At 69.2% G+C, this 13,064-nt stretch carries 9 protein-coding genes; 3 read left to right on the plus strand and 6 right to left on the minus strand.

Translation table 11 applies throughout. From position 1 onward, the window contains the following. Positions 1-12: 12 nt before the first annotated feature. Positions 13-528, minus strand: a complete 516-nt coding sequence (locus tag AC1RVY_RS18795) for a chemotaxis protein CheW (protein ID WP_369642754.1) — start codon at positions 526-528, stop codon at positions 13-15. A 356-nt stretch (positions 529-884) separates the two neighbouring features. On the opposite strand from AC1RVY_RS18795, the gene AC1RVY_RS18800 reads away from it, so the two are divergent. Continuing rightward, positions 885-1,691 (plus strand): alpha/beta fold hydrolase, encoded by an 807-nt coding sequence (locus AC1RVY_RS18800; protein WP_218340960.1) that lies wholly within the window; start codon positions 885-887, stop codon positions 1,689-1,691. A gap of 129 nt (positions 1,692-1,820) precedes the next feature. Here the strand turns inward: AC1RVY_RS18800 and AC1RVY_RS18805 are convergent, their stop codons facing one another. From AC1RVY_RS18805 to ppa, 3 genes are all read right to left on the minus strand, one after another. Then, positions 1,821-3,635 (minus strand): methyl-accepting chemotaxis protein, encoded by a 1,815-nt coding sequence (locus tag AC1RVY_RS18805; protein WP_492807680.1) that lies wholly within the window; start codon positions 3,633-3,635, stop codon positions 1,821-1,823. A 244-nt stretch (positions 3,636-3,879) separates the two neighbouring features. Continuing rightward, entirely contained in the window at positions 3,880-5,037 is a 1,158-nt protein-coding gene (locus AC1RVY_RS18810) for an esterase-like activity of phytase family protein (RefSeq protein ID WP_492253456.1), read from the minus strand. A gap of 305 nt (positions 5,038-5,342) precedes the next feature. Then, complete coding sequence (ppa, locus tag AC1RVY_RS18815) at positions 5,343-5,882, minus strand: inorganic diphosphatase (RefSeq protein ID WP_218297607.1); 540 nt, start codon at positions 5,880-5,882, stop codon at positions 5,343-5,345. A 268-nt stretch (positions 5,883-6,150) separates the two neighbouring features. On the opposite strand from ppa, the gene AC1RVY_RS18820 reads away from it, so the two are divergent. Both AC1RVY_RS18820 and AC1RVY_RS18825 read left to right on the plus strand, forming a co-directional pair. After that, entirely contained in the window at positions 6,151-8,232 is a 2,082-nt protein-coding gene (locus tag AC1RVY_RS18820; protein ID WP_369642757.1) for a sodium-translocating pyrophosphatase, read from the plus strand. Positions 8,233-8,346: 114 nt separating this feature from the next. Then, complete coding sequence (locus AC1RVY_RS18825) at positions 8,347-10,695, plus strand: DUF1631 family protein (RefSeq protein ID WP_492807682.1); 2,349 nt, start codon at positions 8,347-8,349, stop codon at positions 10,693-10,695. A 276-nt stretch (positions 10,696-10,971) separates the two neighbouring features. Here AC1RVY_RS18825 and AC1RVY_RS18830 read toward each other — a convergent pair whose 3' ends face one another. Then, positions 10,972-12,387 carry a sensor histidine kinase gene (locus AC1RVY_RS18830; RefSeq protein ID WP_492807684.1) on the minus strand — a complete coding sequence of 472 codons (1,416 nt, stop codon included), beginning with the start codon at positions 12,385-12,387 and terminating at the stop codon, positions 10,972-10,974. Further along, positions 12,384-13,058 (minus strand): response regulator, encoded by a 675-nt coding sequence (locus tag AC1RVY_RS18835; RefSeq protein WP_218297611.1) that lies wholly within the window; start codon positions 13,056-13,058, stop codon positions 12,384-12,386. Before AC1RVY_RS18835 ends, AC1RVY_RS18830 begins: the two co-directional genes overlap by 4 nt. Between the last annotated feature and the right edge of the window lie 6 nt (positions 13,059-13,064).

Below are 13,064 nucleotides of genomic sequence, written 5' to 3' on the forward strand. Positions count from 1 at the left end.
GGCCTTGCGGGCCTACCTGGCGACCTGGGCGATCAGCCCGGTCTCCTCGCTGCTGAGCAGCGCCTCGATGTCCATCACGATCAGCGTGCGCTCGCCCAGGCTGGCAATCCCGGTGATGAAGGCCGGGTCCACATGGCCCTGGCGCTCGAACTGGGGGGCGGGCTTGATGAGGTCGGCGGTCAGCGAGGCCACGTCGGCCACGGCGTCCACGACCACGCCCACCACGGCCGTGCCGATGTCCAGGATGATGACCACCGTGAACTCGGTGTAGCTTGCCTCGGGGCACTGCAGCTTCAGGCGCAGGTCCAGGATGGGGACGATGCGCCCGCGCAGGTCGATCACTCCCTTGATGAAAACCGGGGAATGCGCCAGGCGCGTCGGCTGCTCGTAGGAGCGGATTTCCTGCACCCGCAGGATGTCGATGCCGTACTCCTCCGCCCCCAGCCGGAAGGTCAGGTACTCGCCCGCAGGCGCGGCGGCGGTGGCCGCTGCGGCGGGACGGGACGAGGAGGCAGGGGCTGCGATCATGGCGCGGGCTTTCGGAAAGCAAGGGATGGAGGGGCCGAGGAACGTCTGGACGGTCTCCCGCAGGCGGGGCGGGCCGCGCGGATGCGTGCGGGCGCGGGCACAGCAGCATAGCAGCCGGCGATGGCCAGGACCTGCCTCGCGGCGCGGGGCCCGCCGTCCCCGGGACGCCAGCGCAGGCATCGCGGCCTGGAATTGGAGAGCTAGCTCCATTCGGGCGCCCTGCCCGCCCTCGAAAAAATGCTACCGTCGCCCACGGTGCGCCGTGCGGCCCTTCCCTTCTTTTCCTGGAAGGCCCTGCACGGCACACCCGCAAGCCACACGACATGGCGCCCCGCTTTGTTTGAAATGATGAACCGATGCCCTTCTTCAGCAAGAAAGAAACCGATCCCGCCGACATCCCGCCGCCAGGCCTGCCGCTGCTGGCCCTGGAACTGCGGGCCCCTTGGGAGTTTGGCGCGGTGCTGCCCGCCTGGCCCGTGCTGCAGCGTGCCCCGCTGGGCGATGGCCACACGGTGATCGTGTTCCCCGGCCTCACGGCGGGGGATGCCACCACGGTTCCGCTGCGCCGCTACCTGGAGTCGCGCAACTACGAAACCCAGGGCTGGGGCCAGGGGTTGAACCTGGGCCCCAGGGACGGCGTGCTGGAAGCCGCCAAGCGCCAGCTGCAGGAGGCCAGCGAGGCCAGCGGCGGCAAGGTGAGCCTGGTGGGCTGGAGCCTGGGCGGCATCTATGCGCGAGAGCTGGCCAAGGAAATGCCCGGCCTGGTGCGCTGCGTGGTGACGCTGGGCACGCCTTTCGCCGGCCCGCACACCTCCACGAACGCGTGGCGCATCTACCAGTTCGCCAGCGGCCGCAGCATCGAGCGCGAAACCGAGAGCTACAACCTGCCCGAGGCCCCGCCCGTGCCCACCACCAGCATCTACTCGCGCACCGACGGCGTGGTGGCCTGGCGCGGCAGCATCCAGTCGCCAGCCGCGCACAACCCCCACACCGAGAACATCGAGGTGGTCGCCAGCCACTTCGGCATCGGCCTGAACCCCAGCGCCTGGTGGGCCGTGGCCGACCGGCTGGCACAGCCCCACGGGCCGGACGCCATGTGGCAGCCCTTCGAGCGGCCGGGCCTGCCGGGGCTTCAGCTGATCTACCCCGACCCGGAACGCTGAGCCGCCCGCGCAAGAAAAAAAGTACGCCCGAGGACTCCTCCTCCCGCGTGCTTTGTTTTTGATAGCTGCCAGCGCTCGGGTATCAAGCGCTAGCAGCCCATTTGGCTTGCACTTTTCGCAGGCTCCCGCTCAAAAGCTTTCCCAATCGTCATCGCTGCCCGCCGGCGCGGCGGCGGCGGGCTTGGGGGCGGGCGGGGCCGCGGGCCGGGGGGCTGGCAGGTGGGCGGCAGGGGCCGTGCCGTTGCGATGGCCATCCCGTGCCGCCGCCGTGCCGCCGCGCGGGGCCAGCGCGGGCGGCGGGGGTGCCGCCGCCACCCGCCGGGCCGCGGCGGGGGGCCGCACCGGCGCCGCCGTTCCGGGCTGCGCCCCGGCCTCCAGCTTGAACACCGCCACCGCATTCACCAGGTCTCCGGCCTGCGCATTGAGCGCGCTGGCGGCGGCCGCCATCTCTTCCACCAGGGCCGCGTTCTGCTGCGTGGCCTGGTCCATCTGCGTGACCGCCTCGCCCACCTGCGACACGCCCTGGCTCTGCTCGCTGCTGGCCGCGCTGATCTCGCCCATGATGTCCGTCACGCGGCGAATGGCCCCGACCACCTCGCTCATCGTGGCGCCCGCCTTGTCCACCAGCGCGGTGCCCTGTTCCACGCGCTCCACGCTGGTGCCGATCAGGGCCTTGATTTCCTTGGCGGCCTGCGCCGAGCGCCCGGCCAGGCTGCGCACCTCGCCGGCCACCACGGCGAAGCCCCGGCCCTGCTCGCCCGCGCGGGCCGCCTCCACCGCCGCGTTGAGCGCCAGGATGTTGGTCTGGAACGCGATGCCGTCGATCACGCTGATGATGTCGGCGATCTTGCGGCTGCTGTCGTTGATGCCCTTCATGGTGTCCACCACCTCGGCCACCACGTCGCCGCCCTGCTGGGCGACGGTGGAGGCGCTCATCGCCAGCTGGTTGGCCTGGCGCGCGTTGTCCGCGTTCTGGCGCACCGTGGAGCCCAGCTCTTCCATCGAGGCGGCCGTCTGCTGCAGCGCCGAGGCCTGCTGCTCGGTGCGGGCCGACAGGTCGTTGTTGCCCGAGGCGATCTGCGAGCTGGCCGAGGCCACGCCTTCGGCGTTGCCGCGCACGCCCGAGACCACGCGCGCCAGGCTGTGGCGCATCTCGCCCAGGGCGGTGAGCAACTGGCCCATTTCATCCTTGCCGCCGGGCGGCACCTCGGAGGTGAGGTCGCCCCCGGCGATCGCACGGGCGGCCTGCACGGCATGGCGCGCAGGGCCCGTCACGGCGCGGGTGATGCCGATGCCCAGCACCGCCGCCAGCGCCACGCACACCGCCAGCGTGCCCAGCACCCAGATACGCGCCAGCGAGAAGACCTGGTAGGCATCCTCCTTGGCCTGCTGCGCGGCCTCGGTGTTGATCTTCTGCAGCTCGCCCAGTGTCTCGGCGGTGGCCACGAACGCGGCCTCGGACTCGCCCGCATAGAGCATGCCCAGCGCGTCGCTCGTGAGCTCCAGGGTTTCGGTGGTGCTGAAGTCCACGTTCCGGGCGATGTCCATCAGCTTGGCCTGCAGCTCCACATAGGCGGCCTTGCGCTTCTTGTAGGCGCCGTAGACCTCGCGCTCCCTGGGGATGTCGATCAGGGCTTCGTACGTGGTTTCGACGCGGTCCAGGTCCTTGTGGCGCGCGGCCACCTGTTCGGAGAACGCCTTGACCTCGGCCGCGTTGCGCGCGGTGACCACCCCCGCCTCCGAGCGGCGCATGCGGTTGAGCAGCACCCGCAGTTCGCCGGTCTGGGACACGCTGGGCAGCAGGTTGGTGGCGATCTCGTCGGCATTGGCATGGATGCGCGACATCTGCACCAGCGCGATGGCGCCCAGCAAGGCCGTGAACAGCACCAGCGACAGGAATCCCACGCCCAGTTTGACGCCGATGCGCAGGTCGGAAATTTTCATGAATCACCCTTCCGGAGGGCGCCGCCACGGCCGCCCCCATTTGTAACAAAATGCTGAGCCAGTCTATCAGTCCGGCGCGGCATCTTCTCTCAGGTGTTTCACGGTTTCGGCGTCCACGCCGGGCGCGGCCTGCGGCCGCAGCGGCCTCCAGACGCTTCCAATTCGATAGCTGCCCACGCCATGCCGGCGGGCACCGGGCGGCCGCCGGGCGCCTCAACCGGGCGCCGCGCGCCGCTCCCAGGCGCTACTGCGGCAGCACCTCGAACACGATGAACTGGCTGGCCTGGGTGTCGGCCGTGAAGTTGTTGTCGGCCGCCAGCACGAGCGTGCGGTGGCCGTTGGGCAGCGTGTGGCCCCAGGTGATGGCCTCGATGTTGTCCAGCTTCACGCCCTGGTAGGCCAGCGGCATCTCCAGCAGCACCCGCCGCGTCATGGGCGCATAGGTGGCGCCCGCCAGGCGCGGGGTGCCGATCACATCGGTGGTGGCGCCGGTGATCTCGGTCCACACCAGGCGGATGGTGTTGCCCACGCCCGAGGCAAAGGCACGCTCCACCGCGATGAACTGGCCGTTGCCCACGGCCAGCAGGTCCGACAGGCCGTTGTCGGGCCCGAACGGCGCGCCCGGCGCCGCGTCCACCGGAATCGGGGGCAAGGCGTACGCGTACTGGCCCCGGGGCCGGCCGGTGCCTGGGTCGAAGGCCGTCACGCGCACCACGCTGCCGGCCTGCAGCGTGGTGAGGGGCCCGTCCTGGACCAGCGCGTCCTCGTTGGCCGCGTACACCGTGCCGTCGGGTGCCACCGCCAGCGCCTCGAAGACCTTGTTGCTGCGCGCGCCTTCCGTGGCGTTGTCCACGTAGCGGTACATGGCGGGCATCGCCAGTTCGCGCACGAAGGCTCCCTGGGCCGTCATCTGCCGCACGAACGGCTGGAAGCGGCTGGCGGCCGTGGGGCTCCAGTTGCCTTCCGAGGCCCAGTACAGGCTGCCGTCCGGTGCGGTGCGGATGGCTTCGGGGTCCACCGTGCGGGCCGTGGCGGGGAACGGCGTGCCGTCCTCGCGCAGCATGTTCGCCTGGCGGTTGATCTTGACCGTGACGTTGCCGCTGGCACCGTAGTCGATGCCCAGGTTGTAAAAGCGCGGCGTGCCCCGCTCGCCGCCCCGGTCGTCCGAGATCGCCCAGTAGCTGCCGTCCGCCGCCCGGTCCAGACCCGAGATGCCGCCGAACTCGACCCCTTCGAACACCGTGCCCGTGGGCAGTGACGCACTGCCCAGCAGCCGCAGCGAGGCAATGGGCTGTGCGCGGCCATCGTCACCGTTGCCGCCGCAGCCCGCCAATGCAGCCGCCATCGCCACGGCGGTTGCCACGCCCACGGCCATGCGCCGCCATGAATGCACCAGTGCCATCGCCGCCGCTCCCGCCCTGCCGGGCCGTTGATTGAATGGAATGAATGAATGAATGAACCAGGAAAGCGCCAGAGCCTAGGACGGCCGTGTTGCGGGACCATGACAGACGGGACCGGGGGCGGCAGACCGGCACCGCGCGGGCGTGCCGCCCCCCGGCCATGAAAAAAGCGCACAGGCCAGGAACCTGTGCGCTTTCACCAATTGCTTCTATTTTGATAGCTGCCAGCGCTTTACCATCAATCGCTGGCGGCCTCCACGGCCTCCAATCCGGCACGAACGGCCGGTGCGGAGGCCGGGTGCGGGAATCAGGCGTTGCCGGACTTCTTGTAGGCCTCGATGCCGTCCGTGATTTCCTTCTTGGCGGCGTCCAGGCCTTCCCAGCCCAGCACCTTGACCCACTTGCCCTTTTCCAGGTCCTTGTAGTGCTCGAAGAAATGGGCGATGGCGTTGCGGCGCATGGCGTTCACGTCGTCGATGGTCTTCCAGTGGTCATACATGGGCAGCACCTTGGAGGTGGGCACGGCGATGACCTTGCCGTCCACGCCGGCCTCGTCTTCCATCATCAGGATGCCCAACGGGCGGCAGGGCACGACAACACCGGGGAACAGGGGGTAAGGCGTGATCACCAGCACATCCACCGGGTCGCCGTCGCCCGACAGCGTCTGCGGCACGTAGCCGTAGTTCGTGGGGTAGTGCATGGCCGTGGTCATGAAACGGTCCACGAAAATGGCGCCCGATTCCTTGTCCACTTCGTACTTGATCGGGTCGGCGTTCATCGGGATTTCGATGACGACATTGAAGGCGTCGGGGACGTTCTTGCCTGGGGGGACGTTGTTGAGGGACATGTCTTTGGATAGTGGTTTGAAAACGATAACCCGCGAGGCATCCGGCGCTGACGCAGCGCAATGAAGCGTCGGGATTAACCCTGATTTTAGGCGCACGCCCCTTTCTGCCCGCTTGCAAACCGGCGTTTGCCTGTAAATTGGGCCCGTTGGCCAATCGACTCCTGCCGCGAAATGCCCAGGGAGCACGAGGAAGCAACGCAACGGAAGCACCACCGTCCCGCGTTGTGATGTTTCCTTCCGTGCAACTGAATATTTCAAGGAGTGACGAATGGCTGGAAATACAGCGCTGACTGCCCCTCTGATACTGGCTCTGGTTTGCGGATTGATTGCGGTGGCCTATGGCATCTGGGCCCGGGGATGGATCCTGGCCAAGGACCCCGGCAACGCCCGCATGCAGGAGATCGCCGCCGCCATCCAGGCCGGCGCCGCCGCCTACCTCGCCCGCCAGTACAAGACCATCGCCATCGTCGGCGTGGTGCTGGCGGTTCTCATCGGCATCTTTCTGGACGGCACCACGGCCGTGGGCTTCGTGGTGGGCGCGGTGCTCTCGGGCGCCTGCGGCTTCATCGGCATGAACGTGTCGGTGCGCGCCAACGTGCGCACGGCGCAGGCCGCCACGCACGGCATCGGCCCGGCGCTGGACGTGGCGTTCCGTGGCGGCGCCATCACCGGCATGCTGGTGGTGGGGCTGGGGCTGCTGGGCGTCACGGGCTTTTACTGGTTCCTGGCGGGCAACGGCAACCTCACGCCCACGGCCAACCTGGCCAATCTGCTCAACCCGCTGATCGGCTTTGCGTTCGGCTCGTCGCTGATCTCGATCTTCGCGCGGCTCGGTGGCGGCATCTTCACCAAGGGCGCCGACGTGGGCGCCGACTTGGTGGGCAAGGTGGAGGCCGGCATCCCTGAAGACGACCCGCGCAACCCCGCCGTGATCGCCGACAACGTGGGCGACAACGTGGGCGACTGCGCCGGCATGGCGGCCGACCTGTTCGAGACCTATGCGGTGACGCTGATCGCCACCATGGTGCTGGGCGCGCTGCTGGTGGCGGCGGCTCCGGTCAATGCCGTGGTGTACCCGCTGGCGCTGGGCGCCGTGTCCATCGTGGCGTCCATCATCGGCTGCTTCTTCGTCAAGGCCTCGCCCGGCATGAAGAACGTGATGCCCGCGCTGTACAAGGGCCTGGCGATCGCGGGCGTGCTGTCGCTCATCGCCTTCTACTTCGTCACGATGTGGATCATGCCGGACAACGCCATCATGGCCAGCGGCAGCCAGATGCGCCTGTTTGGCGCGTGCTTCACCGGGCTGGCGCTGACGGCTGCGCTGGTCTGGATCACCGAGTTCTACACCGGCACGCAGTATTCGCCCGTGCAGCACATCGCGCAGGCCTCGACCACCGGGCACGGCACCAACATCATCGCGGGCCTGGGCGTGTCGATGCGATCCACCGCCTGGCCGGTGATCTTCGTGTGCCTGGCCATCCTCTCGGCCTACCAGCTCGCGGGCCTGTACGGCATTGCGGTGGCGGCCATGTCCATGCTGTCCATGGCGGGCATCGTGGTGGCGCTGGACGCCTACGGCCCCATCACCGACAACGCCGGCGGCATCGCCGAGATGGCAGAGCTGCCCAGCAGCGTGCGCGACATCACCGACCCGCTGGACGCCGTGGGCAACACCACCAAGGCCGTGACCAAGGGCTATGCGATCGGCTCGGCCGGCCTGGCCGCGCTGGTGCTGTTCGCCGACTACACGCACAAGCTGGAGAGCTACGGCCGCGCCATCACGTTCGACCTGTCCGACCCGCTGGTCATCGTGGGCCTGTTCATCGGCGGCCTGATCCCCTACCTGTTCGGCGCCATGGCCATGGAGGCCGTGGGCCGCGCGGCCGGCGCCGTGGTGGTGGAGGTGCGCCGCCAGTTCAACACCATCCCCGGCATCATGGACGGCACAGGCAAGCCCGAGTACGGCAAGGCCGTGGACATGCTGACCACCGCCGCCATCAAGGAGATGGTGATCCCCAGCCTGCTGCCCGTGGTCGTGCCCATCGTGGTGGGCCTGCTGCTGGGGCCCAAGGCGCTGGGCGGCTTGCTCATGGGCACCATCGTCACCGGCCTGTTCGTGGCCATCAGCATGTGCACCGGCGGTGGCGCCTGGGACAATGCCAAGAAATACATCGAGGACGGCCACCACGGCGGCAAGGGCAGCGAGGCCCACAAGGCCGCCGTGACCGGCGATACCGTGGGCGACCCCTACAAGGACACCGCCGGCCCGGCCATCAACCCGCTGATCAAGATCATCAACATCGTGGCGCTGCTGATCGTGCCGCTGGTGGTCAAGTTCCACGGCGGGTAGGTCGCCCGCGCCAGGCAGTCACCAGGCCTGACCCGCCTGGAATAGAGGGCAACCAGGGGCTTCGGCCCCTTTTTGCCGCGTACCATGATGGCTACCGGTATCTCTTCAGAGAAGATGGCCTTGAAACACACCGCATCGTCCGCCCCTGCCCCCTCCGACAGCCACGCCACGCCGTACCAGCGCATCGTGCACGGCGTGGTGGCGGAGTCCAGGCACCTGATGGAGCGCGTCGCCGAGGCCGCGCGCATGTCCCTGCAGGCGCGCCTGGACACCGCCCGCACCCCCGGCGAGCACCATGCCATGCTGGAAGCACGGCAGCAGCTCTCGCGGCTGGCCTTCGTGATGAGCGAGCGCTATCCCGACGCGCTGCGCAAGGCGCTCGACCAGGAAACCACCCGCAAGGATGAAAAATCCTCGCGCTCCCTGTTCACCGTCCATTTCGATGAACTCGAACTGATGGACGAGTCGCAGATCAGCGAAAGCGTCGAGCGTGCCCGTGCCCGCCAGATCCTGATCTCCGCCGTCGAGGGGCCGCTGGCCGACCTGGACGCCCTGGTGTGCGCGGCGCAGGGGCTGCCGAAAGTGCTGCCCGACCAGAACCCCCTGCGCCCCGAGGTCTTCCTGCAGGCGCTGCAGGCCGTGGTGTCGCAGATGCAGGTCACGGACCAGGTGCGGCACGACTGGATGGGGCACCTGGCGCAGGCGCTGGGTACAGAGCTGCGCGGGCTGTACCTCGCCCAGACCGCGCAGCTGCGGCAAAGCGGCGTGCAGCCCGTGGGCTACGCCATGCGGCAGGCCGACGGCCAGGTCGTCTATGTCGCGCCGGCCGAGGGCGGCGCGTCCCCCGGCTTCGCCGCCGACACCGACCTGTCCGCCTCGGGGGGGGCTGCTGACCCGCTGCTCACGCTCGACCGCCTGCGCCGGCTCCTGCTGGGCGAACTCAGCGACAAGCCCGCCCCGGTACCGGAGCACGGGCCTGCGCCCCAGGAGAACTTCGCCGAGCGGTTCGCGCGCGAGTTCGAGAACCCCGATCAGCTTCCGGCGCTCGATCCACCCCCCACGGATTTCGCCATCACCGTGCCCGCCGCCTTCGAGGCACTGCAGGAGATGAACCAGGTCGGCCACATGATGGAGCGCCTGGGAAACCAGCGCCCTCCGGCAGGCGGCGGCGAGGGAGCGAGCTCCGCGGCCACGCCGCGCCGGCACGCCAGCGGGCTCGGTCAGGCCCTGAGCATGGAGGTGGTCGCGCTGATGGTGGACAACATCGCGCGCGACAGCCGGCTGCTGTGGCCCGTGCAGCAGTTCGTGCGGGCGCTGGAGCCCGCGCTGATGCAGCTGGCGCTGGCCGACCCCCGTTTCTTCAGCCACAAGGAACATTCCGCGCGCCGCCTGCTGCAGGACATCACCGACCGCAGCCTCGCCTTCAACAGCACCGAGGCGCCCGGTTTCCAGAGCTTCATGCGGTCGCTCATGAACATTGCGGGCCCGCTGGCCACGGCCACCATCGAGGGCCCCCACGATTTCGAGCAGGTGCTGCAGCAGCTGCACGCCAAATGGGAGCAGAAGGAGCAGGCGGGCAAGCAGGAGCGCTTGCGCGCCATCGAGGCGCTGCAGCACGCGGAGCAGCGCCACCTCCTGGCGGCCAAGATATCGCGAGACATCTGGCTGCTGCCCGACATCGGCAAGGTTCCCGACGCCATCTCCCGCTTCCTGCTCGGCCCCTGGGCCAAGGTCATGGCCGAGGCGCGCCTGGCCGACAAGACCGGCAGCACCGACCCGGGCCGCTACCAGGAAGTGGTGGACGCGCTCATCTGGAGCGCGCAGCCCGAGCTGACGCGCATGAACACGGGCCAGCTCGCGCGCCTGCTTCCCAAGCTGCTGGCCAAGCTGCGCGAGGGGCTGGCGTCCATCGACTACCCCCCGGACCGGACCGAGGTCGTCTTCACGCTGCTGATGCAGCTGCACCAGCAGGCCTTCAAGCCCACGCCGAGGCCGGCCGCTGCGCCGCCCGCGCCCTGCGCACCGCCCGCCGAGGCGAAGGCGGCGGCGCCAGCGCAGCCCGCCCCCCTCGAGGACGAAGAGCCCTGGGTCGCGCCCTCCGAAGCCAGGGAGTCGGGCTTCATGGAATCCTCGCAGTCTCCCGAGTCCGAGAGGCCGGAGCCCGTGCCGGCGCCCGAGGCGGGCGAGGCGCCGGGCATCCCCCCGCTGGCCATCGGCAGCTGGGTGAACCTGCTGGTCGCAGGCAAGTGGGAGCGGACCCAGCTGTCGTGGATCGGCTCGAACGGAACCTTCTTCCTTTTCACCAGCGCCTCCGGCCACACCCAGTCGATGACCCTGCGGCTGGTGGACCGGCTCATCCAGCAAGGCGCCCTGCACGTGCTCTCCCAGCAGACCGTGGTGGACGGCGCGCTGGATGCCGTGGCACAGATCGCCATGCGCAACAGCGTGGAGAGCAGGCTCTGATCCGCTCCTGAATCAAGAGCAGCCAACGCATATTTCACACGCGCTGAGGGCTTTCTTGCCTGCCACCGCGCGGCGAGCCGCGCCGTCCGGCCGCCCAAGGTCCCAAATATCGTGGCACGGCCTATCGTTCCCCTGATGGTCAAACGCCACGGCGGGTGATAGGCTCTCCACGTCCAGTCCAAGGCTTTGCGACATTCGAGAGATCGAGGGGATTTGTCAGGGCCTTAGCCCGCTTCGGCGGGCTTTTTTACGCCGGTGCCGCTCCAGCAGGCCTTTTTACACAGCCTCCCGCGCGGCGGGCAACGCAAGCACCACCCGCAGGCCGCCCAGGTCGGCCGGCTCCAGATCCAGCCGCCCGCCGTAGATGGCCGCCAGGTCCTGCACGATGGCAAGGCCCAGCCCCGTGCCTGGCACCGTCTCGTCCAGCCGCACGCCACGTTCCACAGCCTGCGCACGCTGCGCGGCACCGATGCCGGGGCCGTCATCCTCGACACTGACCACAACCTGTGGCTGCCGCCCGCCGAGGGCCTGCGCCTGCAGCCGCACGGTGGACTGCGCCCATTTGCAGGCGTTGTCCAACAGGTTGCCCAGCATTTCCTGCAGATCCTGCGCCTCGCCTGCAAAGAACAGCGGAGCATCGGGCAGCGCTACCCTGATGTCCAGGCCCCTCCCGGCATGCACCTTGTTCATGACGCGCACCAGTCCGCCCACCACCGGCTCCAGCGCCGTGCGCTGGCCGGGCAGGCGCGCCGATGCGGCCAAGCGTGACCGTGCCAGGTGCCAGTCGATGTGGCGCCGCGCGACCCGCACCTGGTCGTGCACCAGCGCCGCCAGCGCGCCCCCATCATCGGATGGTGGAGCGCGCGCCGCGTTCTCCAGCACGGTCAGCGGTGTTTTCAAGGCGTGCGCCAGATTGCCCGCCTGGGTGCGCGCGCGTTCCACCACCTCGGCGTTGCGGCCCAGAACGGCGTTGAAGTCATCTACCAGCGGCTGCACCTCGACAGGGAATGCGCCCTGCAGCTGGGTGGCCCGCGCCTGCTGCACATCCAGCAAACCCCGCTGCAGCGCCCGCAAGGGCTTGAGCCCCACCGCCACCTGGGCCCAGGCGGCCGCTGCCAGCAGCACCAGCAGCGCAGCCAGCGACAGCGCCAGCACGCGCGTGAAGCGCGCGGTGGCCGCCTGCGTGGCCTGCAGATCGGCCGCCACGATCAGGCGCCAGCGCGCCGTTTCCGCGCCCTCGGCACGCACCGAGCGCTCCAGCACCAGCAACGGCGCGCCCTGCGGGCCAGCCACTTCATGCACATGCACGGCGCCATCGGTCAGCGCATCCACCTGCAAGGCCAGGCTGGTGTCCCACAACGAGCGCGAACGCAGCACCCCGGCACGGCCGTGTCCATCGGGGGCCATGGCGTCCACCTGCCAGTACAGGCCGGAATAGGGTTTGAGCCAGCGCGGGTCCGACAGCGCCTGCGCAGCGATCGCCGGCCGGCCCTGGGCATCAAACTCCAGGCGCGCCGTGACCTGGTCCAGCTGCTGCAGGAGGGCCGCCTCGAACTGGCGCTGCACATGCTCGCGGAACAGCCCGCTGAGCACCACGCCAGCCAGCACCACGGCCACCGCCACCCCCGCCACCGTCACGGCCAGCAGCCGAAACCGCAGGGAGCGCGACCAGTGCAGACCGCTCCAGCTCATGGCGGCACCAGGCGGTAGCCCATGCCACGCACCGTCTCGATACGGGCAGCGTGGACCGACAGCGAATGCAGCTTTTTTCGCAAGCGCCCGACAAAGACTTCGATGGTGTTGGAGTCCCGGTCAAAGTCCTGTGCGTAGATGTGTTCGGTCAGCTCGGCGCGCGATACCAGCACGCCGGGCCGGTGCATGAGGTAGGCGAGCACCTTGTACTCATGCGCCGTCAGCGCCACGGGCTGGCCCGCGCAGGTCACACGGCCACTGCGGGTGTCCAGCGACCAGTCGCCACACTGCAGCACCGCCGACGCCAGCCCGCTGGCGCGGCGGATGAGTGCGCGCAGGCGCGCCAGCAGTTCTTCCTGGTGAAATGGTTTGGTCAGGTAGTCATCGGCACCGGCGTCGATACCCGCCACCTTTTCGTGCCAGTTGTCCCGCGCGGTGAGGATCAGCACCGGCATGTTGCGCCCCTCGGCCCGCCAGCGCTTGAGCACCGTGAGCCCGTCCACCACCGGCAGGCCCAGGTCCAGCACCACGGCATCCACCGCCTCGGTGTCGCCCAGAAACTGCGCGTCGCGCCCGTTGTCGGCTTCGTCCACGGTGTAGCCAGCGCCGTGCAGCGCCGTGCGCAGCTGGGCGCGCAGCAGCGTGTCGTCTTCTACCAGGAGGATGCGCATGGATGG

Source organism: Acidovorax sp. GW821-FHT11A03 (assembly GCF_058809075.1).